General features: G+C 65.2%; 15 protein-coding genes. 7 read left to right on the top strand and 8 right to left on the bottom strand.

The features are described 5' to 3' along the window. Positions 1–137: 137 nt before the first annotated feature. Complete coding sequence (locus tag ACWCPQ_RS19225) at positions 138–971, top strand: SAM-dependent methyltransferase (protein WP_449900545.1); 834 nt, start codon at positions 138–140, stop codon at positions 969–971. On the opposite strand, the gene ACWCPQ_RS19220 is transcribed toward ACWCPQ_RS19225, so the two are convergent. From ACWCPQ_RS19220 to ACWCPQ_RS19210, 3 genes are all read right to left on the bottom strand, one after another. Further along, on the bottom strand, positions 972–2,159 hold the full coding sequence (locus ACWCPQ_RS19220) for a phosphotransferase (protein ID WP_449900543.1): 1,188 nt from the start codon (positions 2,157–2,159) through the stop codon (positions 972–974). A 210-nt stretch (positions 2,160–2,369) separates the two neighbouring features. Further along, positions 2,370–3,356, bottom strand: a complete 987-nt coding sequence (locus ACWCPQ_RS19215) for an AraC family transcriptional regulator ligand-binding domain-containing protein (protein ID WP_449900541.1) — start codon at positions 3,354–3,356, stop codon at positions 2,370–2,372. A 322-nt stretch (positions 3,357–3,678) separates the two neighbouring features. Continuing rightward, a complete protein-coding gene (locus ACWCPQ_RS19210) occupies positions 3,679–4,185 on the bottom strand; it encodes a GNAT family N-acetyltransferase (RefSeq protein ID WP_449900538.1) in 507 nt (168 codons plus the stop codon). 400 nt (positions 4,186–4,585) lie between these two features. Here ACWCPQ_RS19210 and ACWCPQ_RS19205 point away from each other — a divergent pair, with 400 nt between their 5' ends. Together ACWCPQ_RS19205 and ACWCPQ_RS19200 are read left to right on the top strand one after the other, a co-directional pair. After that, positions 4,586–5,866, top strand: a complete 1,281-nt coding sequence (locus tag ACWCPQ_RS19205) for a methyltransferase (RefSeq protein ID WP_449900535.1) — start codon at positions 4,586–4,588, stop codon at positions 5,864–5,866. An 85-nt stretch (positions 5,867–5,951) separates the two neighbouring features. After that, positions 5,952–7,124 carry a cytochrome P450 gene (locus tag ACWCPQ_RS19200; RefSeq protein WP_449900605.1) on the top strand — a complete coding sequence of 391 codons (1,173 nt, stop codon included), beginning with the start codon at positions 5,952–5,954 and terminating at the stop codon, positions 7,122–7,124. 43 nt (positions 7,125–7,167) lie between these two features. Here ACWCPQ_RS19200 and ACWCPQ_RS19195 read toward each other — a convergent pair whose 3' ends face one another. Next, positions 7,168–7,569, bottom strand: a complete 402-nt coding sequence (locus ACWCPQ_RS19195; protein ID WP_449900533.1) for a VOC family protein — start codon at positions 7,567–7,569, stop codon at positions 7,168–7,170. 131 nt (positions 7,570–7,700) lie between these two features. On the opposite strand from ACWCPQ_RS19195, the gene ACWCPQ_RS19190 reads away from it, so the two are divergent. Both ACWCPQ_RS19190 and ACWCPQ_RS19185 read left to right on the top strand, forming a co-directional pair. After that, positions 7,701–8,483: a helix-turn-helix domain-containing protein gene (locus tag ACWCPQ_RS19190; RefSeq protein ID WP_449900530.1), complete on the top strand. Its 783-nt coding sequence runs from the start codon at positions 7,701–7,703 to the stop codon at positions 8,481–8,483. 257 nt (positions 8,484–8,740) lie between these two features. After that, on the top strand, positions 8,741–9,211 hold the full coding sequence (locus ACWCPQ_RS19185) for an RDD family protein (RefSeq protein WP_449900527.1): 471 nt from the start codon (positions 8,741–8,743) through the stop codon (positions 9,209–9,211). Between the two features lie 231 nt (positions 9,212–9,442). Here ACWCPQ_RS19185 and ACWCPQ_RS19180 read toward each other — a convergent pair whose 3' ends face one another. After that, a complete protein-coding gene (locus tag ACWCPQ_RS19180) occupies positions 9,443–9,634 on the bottom strand; it encodes a DUF397 domain-containing protein (RefSeq protein ID WP_449900524.1) in 192 nt (63 codons plus the stop codon). After that, on the bottom strand, positions 9,631–10,524 hold the full coding sequence (locus ACWCPQ_RS19175; protein ID WP_449900522.1) for a helix-turn-helix domain-containing protein: 894 nt from the start codon (positions 10,522–10,524) through the stop codon (positions 9,631–9,633). The genes ACWCPQ_RS19180 and ACWCPQ_RS19175 overlap by 4 nt, the downstream gene beginning before the upstream one ends. 287 nt (positions 10,525–10,811) lie before the next feature. Here ACWCPQ_RS19175 and ACWCPQ_RS19170 point away from each other — a divergent pair, with 287 nt between their 5' ends. Beyond that, the gene (locus ACWCPQ_RS19170) at positions 10,812–11,147 is read left to right on the top strand and encodes a hypothetical protein (protein WP_449900520.1); all 336 of its coding nucleotides are present in this window, start codon (positions 10,812–10,814) and stop codon (positions 11,145–11,147) included. A gap of 50 nt (positions 11,148–11,197) precedes the next feature. Here ACWCPQ_RS19170 and ACWCPQ_RS19165 read toward each other — a convergent pair whose 3' ends face one another. Together ACWCPQ_RS19165 and ACWCPQ_RS19160 are read right to left on the bottom strand one after the other, a co-directional pair. Continuing rightward, positions 11,198–12,109, bottom strand: coding sequence for a protein NO VEIN domain-containing protein (locus ACWCPQ_RS19165; protein WP_449900519.1), 912 nt, complete (start codon positions 12,107–12,109; stop codon positions 11,198–11,200). Between the two features lie 39 nt (positions 12,110–12,148). Continuing rightward, a complete protein-coding gene (locus ACWCPQ_RS19160; protein ID WP_449900516.1) occupies positions 12,149–13,042 on the bottom strand; it encodes an HNH endonuclease in 894 nt (297 codons plus the stop codon). Between the two features lie 333 nt (positions 13,043–13,375). Here ACWCPQ_RS19160 and ACWCPQ_RS19155 point away from each other — a divergent pair, with 333 nt between their 5' ends. Next, positions 13,376–16,822 carry a phosphotransferase gene (locus tag ACWCPQ_RS19155; protein ID WP_449900514.1) on the top strand — a complete coding sequence of 1,149 codons (3,447 nt, stop codon included), beginning with the start codon at positions 13,376–13,378 and terminating at the stop codon, positions 16,820–16,822. Positions 16,823–16,849 lie beyond the last annotated feature (27 nt).

Raw genomic sequence — 16,849 nt, 5'->3', positions numbered from 1 at the left:
ATCGTCGTGCCGGCCACCGGATATCCGCTGCCGGACAATCGCATCGGAATTCCATCCCACCCGGGACACCGGCGCGACGGCGGGCGGAGTGGTTAACTCGTTGCGGCGGACATCATCGCCGGAGTGAGGAGTGGACCGTGGTGGAAGGTAAAGGGGCAGTGGACCTGCGGCAGGACCGCGCGCACAGTGCCCGCATCTACGACTATTTCCTGGGGGGCAAGGACAATTACCCGGCCGACCGGGAGGCCGCGGCAAAGATCGAGCAGGCCATTCCCTCGGTGCGGGTCGTCGCACGGGACAATCGCGCGTTCATGGTGCGGGCGATGCGTTATCTCGCCGCCTCGGGTGTTCGCCAGTTCCTCGATATCGGCACCGGTATCCCCACCGAGCCGAATCTGCACCAGGTGGCCCAGGAATCGGTGCCCGATGCCCGGGTGGTCTACGTGGACAACGATCCCATCGTGCTCGCCCACGCGCGGGCGCTGCTGGTCGGCACCCCCGAAGGCGTCACCCAGTACGTGCAATCCGATCTGACCGATCCGGCGCGGATTCTGTCCGCCCCCGCGGTCCGGGAAACCCTCGACTTCACCGAACCGGTGGCATTGAGCCTCATCGCACTGTGCCATTTCGTTCCCGGTGACCGTATCTACGAGATCGTCGATACGTTGCTCGCGCCGCTGCCGACCGGTTCCTATCTGGTGATGACCCATCTGACCACCGATTTCGATCCGGCCATGGTCGAAGGCACAGTGCAGGCGTATCGGGCGAGCGGAATCGAGATGGAAGCCCGCGACCATGCGGGAGTCTCGCATTTCTTCCGCGACCTGGAGCTGGTGGAGCCGGGAATCGTCGCTATCGAGGACTGGTACCCCGAGGGTGAACAGTCGCGGGCGGTCGGGGTGACCGAACTACAGACCAGCGCACCCAGGCCGCCCGCCGCGGGGTACGCCGCCCTCGGCCGGAAGAAATAGTCAGCTGTCGACCGCCCGCAGCGCCTCCAGATCCATGATCGCGGTGGCGGTGCGGTGCACGATCGCACGACAGACCTCGGCCGGCTGGAACTCCGGCATCAGCGCAGAGCGCCCGATGGTGATCATCCAGGCGAAATACGGGTAGAGGGTCTGCTGGCGATAGGCCAGCCACGCGGCGTCGAAGGCGAGGGTGGGTCCGCCCGCCGCGCACAGCTGGTCGAGGTAGAAGGCGATGAGGTCACGCTCCCAGGCCCGCCGATCGTCGACCTCCAGCCCGGAGGTGATCGTATAGGCCACATCGAACGCCCAGCTGCCGCGCATCACCAGCTGCCAGTCGGTGAAACCCATACTGCCGTCGTTGCAGATATAGGCGTTGCCGATATGCGGGTCGCCGTGCAGCAGTGTGTGCGGCGCCTGTTCGGCGATCAGGAGAGCGCGGCCGCAGGCGTCGTAGAGTTCGTCCTGTACCGGCGGCAACGTGCCGGGGACGATCTCGGGGGCGCGTTTCAGGCCGACAGCAGCCCGTTTACGCATACCGAGCAGGCGGTCGAAATTGCGGAAATGCGCGCTCGGTGTCTTCAGCCAGTCGTGCGCGTTCAGCCGCGGCGATTGCCAGTAGTGTCCGTGCCAGCGCGCCATATTCGCGAGCAGATCCTCCATTTGCGCCTTGGTGACGCGTTCCAGCGGCGTGCAGAAATGCGCCTGCCTGGTGACACTCACATCCTCCAGCAGAGTGAGTGATCGGCCCGTGCGCGTATCGGCGGCGCCGAAATAGCCGTGGGGCGCTTCGATATCGAGCCCGGGCCGCAGATGCTGGAAGAATCCCGGCTCACCGGGCAGGGCGTGCGCCAGGTATTGCGTCAGACGCTGGGTGAAGGTCAGCGTCGTCTTGGCGAACAGATGCTCGGGCAGTCCCGCCCGGCGCCCCGCCTCGTTATAGCGGACGGTGGCCTTCCACCGGCTGGTCGTACCCGGGTCCGCGTCCGCGATCTCGAACGATTCGACCCGGGCGCCGGGGCTTTCGGCGGTGAGCACCCGGTCGAACCACAGCGCGTCGACCTCGGTCCGGCGCATCGGAATACCCTCCCGGCGCCGCGGTGTCATCTTCTCGACCAGCACGTTGCCGCCCAGTTTCAGGACTCCCGGCAGCACACCCTCCGATCGGCCGCCGGTAGCTGTTTCACCCATTGCCTCGCCCTCCTCGGTTCGTGCCGCCGCACAACTGCCCGGCAGATCGCAAGTATGGGCCCGCAGCGATCGGTGGCGCACCGGCGCGCAGCACCACCGGCCGGCTCGATTCGAGGCATCCACCTGCGAATATCCGTGCCTGCCGGTTCGGTGGAGTCCCTGTGAAATGGCGCCTTACGCCGCGCGCGCGGCGCGGTTGCCGCTCTCCGGTCAGCGCTGTGCCGACCACCGGTGCCGGGCCCGCCGCAGCGTGCCGGGGTCGGTGTAACCGATCCGCCGGGCGAGCGCGGTCTGTGTGGCGTCCGGGCTGAGCCGGACCCGCTGATCCAGCAGCGCCGCCCGGGCACGGTCGAGTTCGCGGGTCCAGGTGGTTCCTTCGTCGGCCAGGCGTCGTTGCAGACTGCGCCGGCTGGTCGCCAGATACCGCGCGACCCGGTCGATGGTCACCCGCCCGTCGCCCAGGAGCAGGGTCAGCGCCTGATTCACCTGGCCCGTCCAGGTGACCTCGAGCCGCGTCGGTGGCGGCAGTTGCGCCGCGTAGCGGCGGAGGATGTCGGCGAGGACCGGGTCGGCTGTCCGCAACGGCAGCATCAGATCGGCCGCGCGGAAAGTGATCTGGTCGGTCGGGGCACCGAAATCGACCCGCCGGGTGCCGAACATCTCGACGAACCGGTCGTGCCGCCGCGGTGCGGGCTGCCGGAACCGGATCCGGATCGGCGCCACATTGCGCCCGGTCGCGTTCCGCGCCCGGGTGACCACCGCCGCCAGCGCGAACTGGGTGGCCAGCTGCCGGCCCCGGCCCAGCCCGTTCAGCAGCCGGATATCCGCGTTCGCTTCCTCCTCGGAATCACCGAGCACCGCGAAACCCACATTGGTGGTGATCAACTCGGCGTATTCCTCGGAGCGGCCGAGACCTTCGCCGAGGGTGGATGCGCTACTGAACAGGTAGTCGTGGACACCGAAATGACCCAGGGTGTTCGCGGCACCGACCCGCAGGGCGATATCGGGTTCGGCCAGTTCGTGTTCGAGCAACTCCCACAGCCGCAGCTGATAGTTGCTGGACACCATTGTGTCCGCCGTGTCGAGCACCCAATCCGGTAGTTCCGCGGCGCGGGTGAGCTGCCGCCGCACCGCCCCGCGCACACCGGTCTGATCCAACATGAAGTTCGGGAACGAGACGCTCTCCACTGTATCCACTTATGAACACCTAACCAGCAAAAATCCTTACCGATATGCCCGGAACGGTTCGACCATAACCCGATTCACAGTGGGGTACCGGGCGTGGAAAAGCCGGTCCGGCCATTGAACTCGGCAGCGGCGAACCGCGCGGGCGAAATCGGCGCGTTTCGCCCGCCGCCCGGCACGGTTCGCCGGGTCCCGGCGTCCGCCCGGACCGCGTCGGTGGCACCTGAGGGCTTCCGTCCACCGAGGAGTGGTCGGGCCTCGATGACGTGCTCCCGGCCCACCACATCAGCGAACGCCGGCGTGGTATGGGTATCGGTGAGCAGTGGGTTGGATCTCAGCTGCTCGGCGGATCGAGCGTGATCCGATAACGTTGCGCGGGGCCGAGATGGGTGTCGCGGATTTCTTCGAAGACCCCGCCCACGCTCAGAATCGTTCTCGCGGACGCGACGTTGCCGACGGCGCAGACGATCAGGAGGCGGTCGATACCGATCTCGCGGGCACGGTCGAGCATGCGCGCCAGCGCCCAGCCGGCCAGCCCGCGCCGGCGCGCGGCCGGGCGGATGCCGAAACCGATGTGGCCGGCCCAGCGCACGTAGTCGTCGAAGTGGTGACGTAGCGCGATCCCGCCGAGGACCTGCCCGTCGTCGACAATCCACCGGTAGGTCGTCCGCGCCGACTCGTCGGCCAGCCGCTCCACCCAAGCCGCGAATCCGGTAGGCGATTCGACGTCGTCGGCCGGTGTCAGCCCGAACCCGTCTTCATGTGCGCCGGGGCCCCACTCGGCATGTGCCGCGAGCCAGGCGCGATGCAGTGTGGTGGTCGGCGCGATGAGGTCGGGCACAGCGCGACTGTACCGAGCGGACCGGACCGACGCAGCCGTCCGCGGGAGGGGGTGATGCGCTCGATTCCCGAGCTCGGCGTGGCGTAGGTCGTGTCGGTGCCGGGCGGTCGGAAACGGAGTAGTCGTATCAGGGCCGGAACCCCGTGGCCCCGGCACCGATCCTCGAACAAGGTAGTGGGGTTCCTTACCGGGTGCGGTGCGAATCGGAACCCGTGGGAAGATGTACCCCGACGACGGAGGGATCGGCCGTGATCATGGGCCAGGTAGTAGGAGAACACTGCTCCCGCGCTTCGACGCGGGAGCGACCTGTCCCGACTCGCTGCTGACCAGCGTGTAGACCTGGCGTACTCCCGAATCGAAGCATCCCGAACCAGATGCCTTCGACTTTCCAGGAGTACCCGTGCCCACGATCAGCTGGACCGAGAACAGTGGAACCTGCTCCGCCCGCTGGCATTCCGAGAACGCCGCCCCGGCCCCGGATCGGGTGGTCGTCGCCGACGACGGTATATCGGCCCGGGCGGCCTACCGACTGGTGAGCGGCGGAACGGGTCTGCTGTGGCGCGGCGATTTCCACAACGCGCGCCGGCTCATGAGCGCGGTCGACCGGCGGCTACGGGCGAATGCCCGCCCCGGCCCGGGAGTCGACGCCGCATCGCTGTTCCACGACCATCGGGCGGCGCGCGCCCGCCGTGCCGAACTGCTCGGGCGGCTGCTGGTCGTGCTCGAAGCCGACCGGTCCCTGCGATTGCGCCGGGCACCGAATGTGCGCGATGCCTGCCGGCACGCCTACGGACCCCCCGACGTCACCGGGCAATTCTGTGTTTCGCTTCCCGAACTCCTCGGAGTGCTCGGCGCCCACCAATGGCATCTGAAAGGCGTCGACATTCCGGCCCTGCGGGCGCGCATCCACCCGGGCTACGGCGTTTTCTCGCCGGTCCGCGGCGAGTACATCGATCTGGTCGCCGACGCCCCGCTGCCGCCCGGTGCGCCCCGCCCGGTCGTATTCGATCTCGGCACCGGCACCGGTGTGCTCGCCGCGGTCCTGGCCCGGCGCGGTGCGCGCCAGGTGGTGGCCACCGATATCAACCGCCGGGCGGTCGAATGCGCCCGTGCCAATCTGCACCGTCTGGGCCTGGCCGACCGCACCCACGTCGTCGAAACCGATCTGTGGCCGTCCGGCCGGGCCGACCTGGTCGTGTGCAACCCGCCGTGGCTACCCGCCCGGCCGACCTCGGATCTCGAACTCGGCGTGTACGACCCCGATTCCGATATGCTGCGCCGCTTCCTCGACGGACTCGCCGGCCACCTGACGCCGAACGGTGAAGGGTGGCTGATCCTGTCCGATCTCGCCGAACACCTGGGCCTGCGGACCCGGGCCGAACTGCTCACCGGTATCGCCGAGGCCGGCCTGCGTGTCGCGAGCCGGCACGACACCGCGCCGCGCCATCCCCGCGCGTCCGACCGCACCGACCCGCTGCACGAGGCCCGCGCCCGGGAGATCACCTCGCTGTGGCGATTGGTACCGAATTCCGTTCCGGTGGAAGGAGTCAGCGATTTCGGCGCCGTTCGCCGCCGTCCCGGCACCATCGGCACTGTTCGCCTGCCCCGGAAGCTGACACCATCGCCGGGTCGATCCGTCGCCCGGGCGATCGACGACACCTGTTGTGAGACAAGAGGTTAGGAAAAAACGATTGGCGCAGCGGCATCCCGCGCAGTTCCCGCCACCCCCGCCCGGCGTCGACCGCGACCGGTCCGCCGACGCCCCGGTGCCCCTGTACGCACCGGAGTTCGCCGCCGACCCGCATCGCGCCTACCGTGAAATGCGGGCCGGCTGGGGTTCACTGGCACCGGTGGAGCTGGCGCCGGGAGTACCCGCGACGCTCGTCCTCGGCTACAGCACCGCGGTACGCATCCTCAACGATCCGGAGCGTTTCCCCGCCGACCCCCGCACCTGGCAGCAGGACGTCCCCGCCGACTGTCCCGTGCTGCCGATCATGGAATGGCGGCCGACCGCGAGCCGCAACACCGGCGCCGATTTCCAGCGTTACCGCCAGGCCATCACCGCCAGTATCGGTGCCGTGGACCTGCACCCCCTGCACGCCACCGTGGAGCAGGCGGCGATCCCGTTGATCAACAGCTTCTGTGAAACCGGCACCGCCGACCTGATCGGCCAGTACGCGTTCCCCCTGACCTTCGCCCTCGTCAACGCCCTGCTCGGCTGCCCGGCCGAGATCGGTCAGCGAGTGGCCACCGGGATGGCCGCGCTGGTCGAGGGTGTCGATGCCGAACAGGGCAATCAGATGATCAGCGCGGCGATGCTGGAACTGGTCGCCCTCAAACGGGCCGAACCCGGCAACGACATCACCTCACAGTTGCTCCGACACCCCGCGGCCCTCGACGAAGCCGAAATGGTCCATCAGGTCGCCGGACACTACGGCGCCGGTATCGAATTCCAGCAGAACCTGATCGTCAACACGCTGCTGCTCATCCTCACCGACGACCGGTTCGGCGCCAGCGTGCTGGGCGGCAGCCTGTCCACCCTCGACGCCCTGGACGAAGTCCTGTTCAACGATCCACCACTGGCGAACTTCCTCATCACCTACCCCCGCCACCCCGTCCTGGTCGACGATGTGTGGCTGCCCGCCCACCAGCCGGTCCTGGTCAGCATGGCCGCTTGCAACAACGACCCCGCCATCCGCGCCGACGACCACCTGGGGAACCGCTCCCACCTGGCCTGGGGTATCGGACAGCACGCCTGCCCCGCCCAGTCACTGTCCTACTCGATCGCCCAGAGCGCGATCGACCAGCTCCTCGACGCGCTACCGGAGATGGAAGCCGCACTACCGGACGACACCCCGACGTGGCGACCGGGCCCCTTCCATCGCGCCCTGGCCGAGCTACCGGTCACCTTCACCCCGACCACCAAACTGAACATCTGACCGTGCCGCCACGACGCGAGCGAACAGTCGGATCAGCTCCCGATCAGCGATATCCGGGCAACGGCGCGAACAAATCGACGGTATTGCCGTCCGGGTCGTGGATCACGGCATAGCGCTGCCCCCAGACGGCGTCCCACGGCTCCCGGTGCCCGTGGAAGCCCGCCGCCACCACCTTCTTGTACAGCGCGTCGACGTCGGCCGGGCTCGCCGTCGCGAACGCCAGTGCCACCGGGTGGCCGCCCGACGCCGGGGAGAAGCCGGGATCGAAACTTCGGATGGTGTCGAGGGTGTCCCAGGCCAACCGCAGACCGTTGGGGAGTACGGCCTCGACGTGGGGTTCGGTGCCGTCGGCCTCCGGTGTCTCGACGCCGAGTACCCGGTAGAAGGCCAGCGAGCGGGCGAGATCGGTGGTGACGATTCCGATGAGGTCCAGGGATACGGTCATGATTCGTTCCTTTCTTCGCGATGCGATGGCGCGGACTCCGGAAGGCAGCCGCCTGTCACGGGCGACCCCGCATGCCCGCATCGGCCCGGCGTAGCGTTCGAATCGACCACGCGACACGAGGCAGGTGGGATATGCACGCATCCGGCGCCCACTCCATCGGAGAACACGGTTCGGACGATAGGAACGATGCCGCCGCCGGTCTTGTACGAAACGGACCCGACGGCAGCCGGCACCGGGAAATCCGCTTCACCGGCATCGGATCCGGTTTCGTCTGCGCCTGGACACATCGCAGCGGCGGGGGAGTCGCCCGGATCGTCCCCGACAACCACGCCGATTTCATCGTGAGCAGCACCGGCGACCGCTGGCTCGTCGGCCCCGCCACCACCGTCGATCTACCGGAACTCCCCGCCGGCACGCTGCTGCACGGCGCCCGGATCCACACCGCCGCCCTGCGTGCGGTCACCGGAGCGAACGGACCCGAACTCCGGGACACCAAGATCCCGGTCGACGATCTGCTGCCCAGCCGCATCGCCCGACCACTGACCGAGAGCCTCGCCGAGGGACGGTTCGGCGAACCGCTCGCCCGGACACTGTGGCCGGACCTGCGCATCGACGCCCGCGTCCGGACAGCGGTGACCGCATTGGCCGGCAGCGCCGTGAGCGTCGAAACCCTGGCGAGCCAGCTCTCCCTCACATCCCGCCACCTGCGACGACTCGTGGAAACCGAAGCCGGACTCACCTCCAAGACCGTGCAACTGGTCGGTCGGCTACAGCGGGCGATCCGCTTGGTTCGCGGCGAACCGGAAATGCCGCTGTCCCTGGTCGCCCTGGCCGCCGGATACTCGGATCAGGCGCACTTCGGGCGGGACGCTCGTCGCCTCACCGGCGCGACCCCCGCAGCCCTCGGCCCCTGATCCGTTCGAGCGCTGGTCCGAAGCCGCCGCTATCCAACAGCAAACCTAGCCGTGTCGTCCGACTCTCCCGCTCGCCCCCGAAGCGGAATCGTCACTGTTTTCGCACTTCAGGAAGGTTGAATCCCCAACTCGTCTTGGACACGAATCAGCGTCGAAGGGGCGGCCGCCACCGGTGCGTATGACATCCTTGGAGATCGATATGCCGTGATCAGCACCGGACAGGCAACCGAGTCACACAGCGTTCGCTAGGAGGCGTGATGACCGCAGGTGGATTCGACCCCGCATTCAGCCAGACCACCAGTATCAGACCGGCAGGCCTGGGCAAACGCGCGGTGGCCAGGTTCGTCGACTGGATCATCGCCGGCATCATCGGCGCCCTCTTCTTCTGGCTCCTCGGCTCGGTCTGGGACACGCCGGATTGGGTCTCGGTGCTCCCGGGAGCGGCCTTCGGCTGGCTCTACTTCGTCGCCTTCGAGGTGTCCTCGGGATCGACGCCGGGTAAGAAACTGCTCTCGCTGCACGTCAACGGGTCGGGTGGGGCATCGAAACCCAGCCTCAAGGACTCGGCGATCCGTAACGCGTACATGCTGCTGAACCTGATTCCCTGGGTGGGCGGGCTGCTGTGGTTCATCGCGGCCATCGCCATCGCCTTCACGATCAGCTCCAGCCCGACGAAACAGGGTTGGCACGACAACGCGGCGGGTGGGACGCAGGTCATCGACACGTAGACCCGGTCACTGCGCTGTACAAAGATCGGCGGTGCCCTGCGCATCGCCGATCTTTGATTGTGGGGCAACCGCCGAATCGGCGTCCGTCGCCTTGCTCAGGGCGGGGTACGGTCGTCGCGCTGATCTCAAACTGTTCGAAGGGGCGCGCGGGCCCGGGGCCTCTCGCGGTTCGATATCGACGTGCTCACCAAAATTATCGCGGCAGATCAAACCACCCGGCAGCCGCGGCATTCAACTACCAGATGAGATCACCCGGATGAACGCATCCCACTCGGCCGGGGCGAACACGAGCGCGGGACCAGCGGGGTTCTTCGAGTCACGAACACCGACCATGTCTGCAAGATGTGCGACCTCCACGCAGTCGCCGCCCGCTTGGCTGTGGCTGCTCTTGAACCAGTCCGCTCCGAATAGACCCCTGCTCACGCGACATGCTCCTCTGCGATCACTTGCATCAGACTCCGGGTGTCGTCCTCTTCCAACGTTACCGCTCGGATGCTCGCCACCGCCTCCCTGTGGCGGGTGATCGTTTCGTCGTCTTCGAGGAACAGTGCACCGGTGAAGCCTTCCACGAAGGCGACCGGGGGCTCTGGCGGGCGACCCGCGCGGAGAGATGGAAATTCGAACAGCGTGAAGGATTGAACCACCAGGCCGAAGTGTGGGCCGGCGTCGAACGGGATCACTCGAAGTGAAACATTCGGCAGCTCAGACACACGCACGAGATGTTGTAGCTGCTCCCTCATGACTTCCGGCCCGCCTACCTGGTGCCGCAAGACCGCCTCCGAAACGGCCACGTTCAGCGAAAAGTCCGGTACCTCATGGATCCGACGTTGCCGACGAGCGGTGAGCTCCAACTGGCGCTCCACATCGACGGTCGCCATAGTCGGGTTGGTCATCGTCACAATCCATCGCCGATAGGAGGGTGATTGGAGTAAACCGGGCAGCAACGTCAGCTGGAATGCGGTCAGCTGGGAACACGCCTGCTCGAGACTCATGAAATGGTCGAAGTGCGGGTTCACCACATCGGCGTAGGTGCGCCACCACCCGCGTGACGGATCACCCTTCGCCACCTTCACCTCTTGGACCAGGCCCAGAACCTCATCAGTCACCTCGTGGTCGGCCCCATAGAACGCCAGTAGATCCCGGAACTGCGCGGTGCTGATCCGAACCGGTTGCCCCTCTTCCAACCTCCCGATTCCTTGCTTGGACACTTCGATCGCCAAGCCTGCGGCCAACTGACTCTTCTTGGATTGGAACCTGAGTTCCCGGAGCCGTCGACCCAAAGCGCGCCGAGGCAGAGTCGAACCAATAGCCATGCCCACCCTCGCTATCTCGTCGTGGTCCAGTATGGACCTATATTTACTGGACCTACCCATACTGGACGCCTGACGAACTGGCCGGACGATCCCGAATAGTCTTTCCAGCGAACAGATTTCGGTGTCTACTGTATCCATGCCGATCGACGGGATGCGGGATAGAAGGCGAGCGTAACGGCTTTCATCGGGAATATTCAGGAAGGCGGCCGGAATCGGATTCGCTGCGCCGGCAGGAATTGCTATGCACGATCAAAGGAAAATCTAAAATCCGAAAAGGGTTAGAACAGATGACGATACATCCGGTGGATGGAAGACCGCGTCCGCATCACGCGCGAGCGGTCGGCTATCTCCGAACCGACCTCTCGCGCTACGAGACCCACGACACGGACGCTATCCGTCGACTCGCCCGGCGACAGGGATACACGCTGATCTGCATTGTCTGTCTCGGGCCTGACGCAGTTCCGGACGCGACCGGCTACGTCCTCGATATCATCCGAGCCACCGGCACGACAACACTCATCATCCCTGACCTCGCGCATCTCGAAAACCACCCCGGCCGCGTCTGTGATATATGCGACCTCATGACGGTGTGCCCGGAACAGCTCTGGATGAAATCTGGATGAAAGTCGGCACGAACCCAATGTGAAGCGGCCATGAACCTTCGTCTTATGTCTCAAACCATCCAAGATTCTGCACCGCTCAGGAGTCGGCTCGCGGTATCTGTGTCCGAACCGATGTCGAGCGATGGTATGCCTGGGGTCGGCACATCCGGCGGCACGTCCATCCGGCACGACTCCCAGCGCCCCCGAAGACTCCGATCGGTGGGAACGTTTTCCGAAATCCAGTCATTCGGGACGGTGGCAACGGCAGTCGGCAGACGGGCTGTGCGACTCAGGCGAACGGCAACAAGTTGCCAGTCGGGATCACGATGCAGGGCGTGGTATTCATTTCGACTGAGGAAGATGGTGAGTTGTCCCTGAACAGTGGTCGACTTCACCTCCAGGTGCGCCTTGCTCCTCCCGGAGACCGCGATGTCGTAGCCGAGTCCGTCCCTCGTGGCAGCAACATGGTCTACCGATAGGTCGGGCGCGGCCGACTCGAGTAGGTTTACGATGGCCAGTTCACCGGCAGTCCCGATCTCGCGCCACAATGTAGTGTCAACCTTTCCCCACGGAGCACGCGCTGGAGGGAAAGAAATATCCATATTCTCCGGAAGGTCGGTCGCTGCTGGCTCGACTTCTGCAGGTGCGTAGCGTTCGCGGATATTCTCGGCTTCCCAGTGCATCTTCACCGGTGTGTCCAGAAAACGTTCGAGCACTGCCGCGTCGAGTTTGCCCCCACGGGTCTTCCCGCCGGAATGATCGGGAAGAACGGTTCTGATGTCTTCCGATTTTCTGGAAATACTCCCTACGCTACGGAACCGAGGGCCGACCTCATGAAGTAGATATTCGGCTCGGTGCTGCAACAGCTCCGATAGCTCGGTTGCCATTGGACTATTTTGGCGGATCTGCTTCCATCCGGTTTTCATCATTGCGTCGCATATCAGAATCAGCTCTTCTTCGGACCATTTCGGATAGTTCGGCATATCTCGTTCCTGGGTAATATTGCGAAAATTATGCTCTTGTCAGCTCGCTGCCTGAAATGCGGTGAATCGCTCTTCCAACCGGTCCCGTGAAGGACGGTATTTGGTCGACCTGGGTACCGTTAGCTGCCTGCGGTCGAGCTCTAGGAACCCGTGTCGGACGATGGGGCTCTCGTCACCGCCTTCCAGGAGCGTATTGCTGATGACCACCTGGTAGTCCGGGGAGATGCCGATGAGGTCGGCGTCGTAGGCCGAGTGGTGGATCTTGCAGAGGCATAGACCGTTATCCACATCTGGGGTTCCATGTTCTTGGCTATCGGGAGTTATGTGGGCTGCATCGAGAAGCTGTCGGTGGCCCAGTCTGCAGATGCTGCACTTGTTGTCGTAGGCGGTCATCACCCGGCCTCTGAATTCCGGTTGATGCAGTCGTTTTCGATTTATCGTCTGTGCGTAACTGCGTTCGATTGGACTGAGGTCGATGGGATCCTCGGCCCCGATGAAACGCTCATCCAATGCAAGGATGAAGCGGCGGCGCTCGAAGTCGTCGTGGATGACATAGACAGGAAATACCGGAACGTATACGCCATCGGTGATCCAACGCAACAGGATCAACGGCAGTTGTAGCGCGAGCGCATTGCGGAGTTTGAGGTTGTCACCGTCGGTGCTTCCGTCCCGGTACGAGTAGATGAACAACGAATCGTCCAGGTGGTCATCCTCGTACGGACTGTCCGGCTTCGACATGATCGACAGCGTCGCCGCGTAGTCGCGCGGGTTCCAGATTCCCTTGTTCTGGTCGATCAGTCGTTGGGTACGGTCTCCTACCGGGAACGCGGACAGCTCTTTCCGCGTCAGGGTGCCCTTGTCCGCGACCTGCTGAGCCAGATGGTCGAAGATCATGTTTCGTAGCTCGAGCTCGATACTTACACCGCGATCCACGGATGAAGTCTGGCATCGCGGACTCTTGGTGTCACGCGAGCGCGATCATCGTCGGTCTGGTGGCGGGCGTCAGCAGTAGCCTGCCATTGTGCTCAGGCTGTGGTTTCGAGGCGTGCCCCGCCACGCCTTCGTAGTCTTGTTCGGTGCCGTGATCGCAGCAGACGCGGGCGGGGGCTTAGCCTTCTACCAGTGACCGAGCGGTTACAGTCGGTGCAGGCGTCGACTGCAGATACTTCCATCGAGTCGGTGCGCGACAGTCGTTTTACTGCAATAAGATTCGCCGTGACACGATGACGTGTGGGACCGTGGTACAACCGCGGTGAGGGGGACGATATGGCGTTGACGGCACGGTTCCAGCCGGGATCCACCCGTCGGCCCTTCGTGGATCGCGAGACAGCGCTCGCCGCGTTCGACAGCGCCGTGGCCGAACTCTCGGATCGACCCTGTGTGCTGTTGCTGAGCGGTGTCGGTGGCATCGGGAAGTCTCGCCTTCTCACCGAACTGCGCTCGCGAGTCGGTGGCGACCGCCCGACGGCAATGCTCGACTTTCAAGTGCCCGGCCAGCGGCAGCCCGCGGAGGCGTTGGTTGCGCTGCGTATCCAGCTGGGTGAGAGGAAGATCAAATTTCACCGGTTCGATATTGCCTGTGCGGTGCTCTGGCAACGGCTGCACCCGCACCTCCGATTCACCGGTGACTCGCTGGCGCTGGCCGAGCACAGCGAGATCTTGACCGAGATCCTGAATGACGCGACCGGAATTCCGGTGTTCGGGACGGCGGCCAAACTGGTCGAGACCGGGGCGCGCCGCGTAGTCCGCAGTCACCGGATTCGGCACGATCCGGTGCTGCAAGAGCTGGATCGGATGGGCCTGGGCCAGCTCGAGGAGGCTGTGTCCTATCTGTTTGCCCAAGACCTTGCGGCGGGCACTGCCGGCCGCTCCTATGCGATCTTCTTCGATGCCTACGAGGCGATGATGGGTGGGCCGCAGCGGGAAGGGCGGGCCGCCGCGGTGGATTTGTGGTTGCGTGATGTCGTCGCCCAGCTGGATACCGGGCTGGTGGTGATCGCCAGTCGCGAGCCACTCGGATGGGAACGGCACGACCCGGAATGGGGCGAGCGGGTCCGTGAGGTGCGGGTCGACGATCTGCCGATGGATGCCCGGTACGCGCTGCTGGACGCCTGCGGTGTCGAGAACCTCGCCGAACGCGAGGTGATCGCCGTCTCCAGCGCTGGGGTGCCCTTCTACCTACACCTCGCGATCGATGCCCGGGGCCATCCCGATGTGGTGGGCGCGGACGAGCTCGTGTCGCCGGAAGCGATACTCGACCGCTTCCTTCGCTATGTTCCTCACGATGAGATACGTGTGCTCGAACTACTCGGCCTGCCGCGAACCTTCGATCACGATATCTTCCGAGCAATCACCGCTCGCTTCGACCTTCCGGGCAACCCGGTGGTCTGGAACTCGCTGATCGCATACTCGTTCGTCTCCTCTGCGGATGGCGATGGCGACCGCTACCAGCTGCACCAGCTCATGGTTTCCGCACTGCGTCGCCGCTTGCCCGACGATGTGCGCGCCGAGCTGCATTCCGCCCTGCACCAGCTGTGGTGGGAGCGGGCCCAGCAGGCGGGTAATCAGGTATCGGCGTGGCGCGAAGCCGGATATCACGGGTTGTGGTCCGGGGCTCTCGCCGCAGTAGATCTGCTGGGTTATGTGGACCGCATCGTGGCCGGCGGCGGGTATCAGGGCATCGACGGTTTGATCAGTGACCTTAACCGTTATCTGTGTGATGGGCATGGGAACGTAGGAGCTATGGCGGAGATCTCGGACTTGGCGACCTGCCTGGAAGCGGAGGCCGCGCTGCTACTCGGCGACGCGAAAGCTGCCGACCGGTTGACCCGGGATATCGATTTGGCGCGCACCGGGCCGATCGCGGATCGGCTTGCGGTCGCCGCCGGGAATGCGCGCCGCATCCTCGGTGAAACGGATGCGGCGTTGACCATCTATGGCTCGGTTTGGGACGAGGGAGCCGGCCGGGCACGGCTCGAAGCAGGACTGTGGGCTGCGGATCTCCATATGTGCCAGGGCCGATTCGAACAAGCTCTCGGTCTGTGTGACGAGCTGGTCGCTGCTACGGGGGACGATCGGGAACTGCTGGGCGACATCGCCCGCCTCCGTCATCTGTCCTATCGTCTCGCCTTCGATACCGAGGCAGCCGCACGCTATCTGGCGGAGGCGGAAGTCCACTACATTGCCGCGGGCAGCATCGTCGGCCAGGCGAATATCGTGACGAATCGCGCCGAACTACTGGCATTGACCGACCCCGGCACTGCGATCGACGCCGCTGGTGCCGCGATCACCCGGCAACGTGAACTCGGTGCTCTGCACGAACTCGGTAAGGCCTATACCGCGCTGGGGTTGGCTCAACTGGCTCTCGGCGAGCTCGATGCCGCGGAGCGCGCGCTTTCCGATGGATGTGATGTCCTGGAGCAGGCGGGATATCGCTCCGGTCGGGCACGGGCCGAACTGTTCCGTGCGGGGGTGTACGCACGGCGTGGTGCGCGGCCGGAAGCGATCAGCAGTGTCCGGTGGGCGATTTCCGAACTGGAAGCCGCCGAGGTGTATCCCGGTCTGATCCTGGTGGCGCGTGCCGTGCTGTCGCTCTACGGCTGGATCGAACCGGATGTCTCCGCCGCGGCGGCGCGGGCGCTGGCCCGGATCCAGCCGCCGTCTCCGGACGCCGATCCTGACCGGGGAGCTCAGCGGCTGATCGCACGTGTCCTGGGAATCGACCCGGACCAGCTCTATTACGAGGCCACAGCCCGCACCGACACGGCGGCAGGGTATTACAACCACAATGTGCGAGTCAACGGTCGGCTGGGCACGGTGAACGTTCGCATTCCTGTCGCGGGTGCGGATGTGATGGACCTGCGGCAGTGGCCCGAAGCAGTGGTATTGCGGGCGATCGAGGCATCCGTGGTCCCGGCGCCACGACTGCGATGGGAGTCGCGGTCCCCGAAATACCAGATCCACGACTACATCGAGGGCGAGTTACTGGATCGGATCGCTCCCCGGGGTGTGGCGGTGCCCGCGCATGTTCCCGCGGATGTGGCCGCATTCTTCGGTTCGTTGCGGGAGGTACCCTCGGAGCGGCTGCCTACCACCGCCGGCGAGAACAGAGGTGACCCCGTATCGTTCGCCCGGCGGCTTTCGGCTGTCTCGCAGAACGTGTATCGGGAGGCGAGGGAATCGTTCGGTCGGCTCTACCACGACTTGGGAGTGCCCACGGACCCGTTCGCCGGAATCGTCGACTCCTGGACCACATTGCAGGCCAGACCATTCCGGTTGCTGCACTCCGATGTCCACCGCAAGAACATGATCACCCGGGCCGGCGGGGTCGTATTCATCGACTGGGAATTGGCGCTATACGGCGACCCGGTGTACGACGTTGCCTCGCACCTCCACAAGATGGGTTACTTTCCTGATGAGCAGGAAGCGCTGCTGGCGGCATGGACAACGGCGGAGCCCGCGGCCGCTGTCGGTGAATGGGCCACGGATCTGCGAACGTACTTGAACCACGAACGCGTCAAATCCGTGATTGTCGACGCGGTTCGCTACGCGAAAGTGCTGGCCGACGGTGATCGCGGAATCGATGGTGAGCATGCGCTGGTATCCAATCTTGTGGGCAAAATCGGGTGGGCAAGGGATATCTGGGGGAATCCTGAATCGGTCGATCCGGAACAAGTGGAGGCTGCGCTGCGCTCGTGGGGGCAGCGGTCCTGACACGAGGGAGCCGGTGAGAGAAATGGT

This window comes from Nocardia sp. NPDC001965, from assembly GCF_053594175.1.
This window is presented reverse-complemented; position numbering and strand designations above follow the sequence as displayed.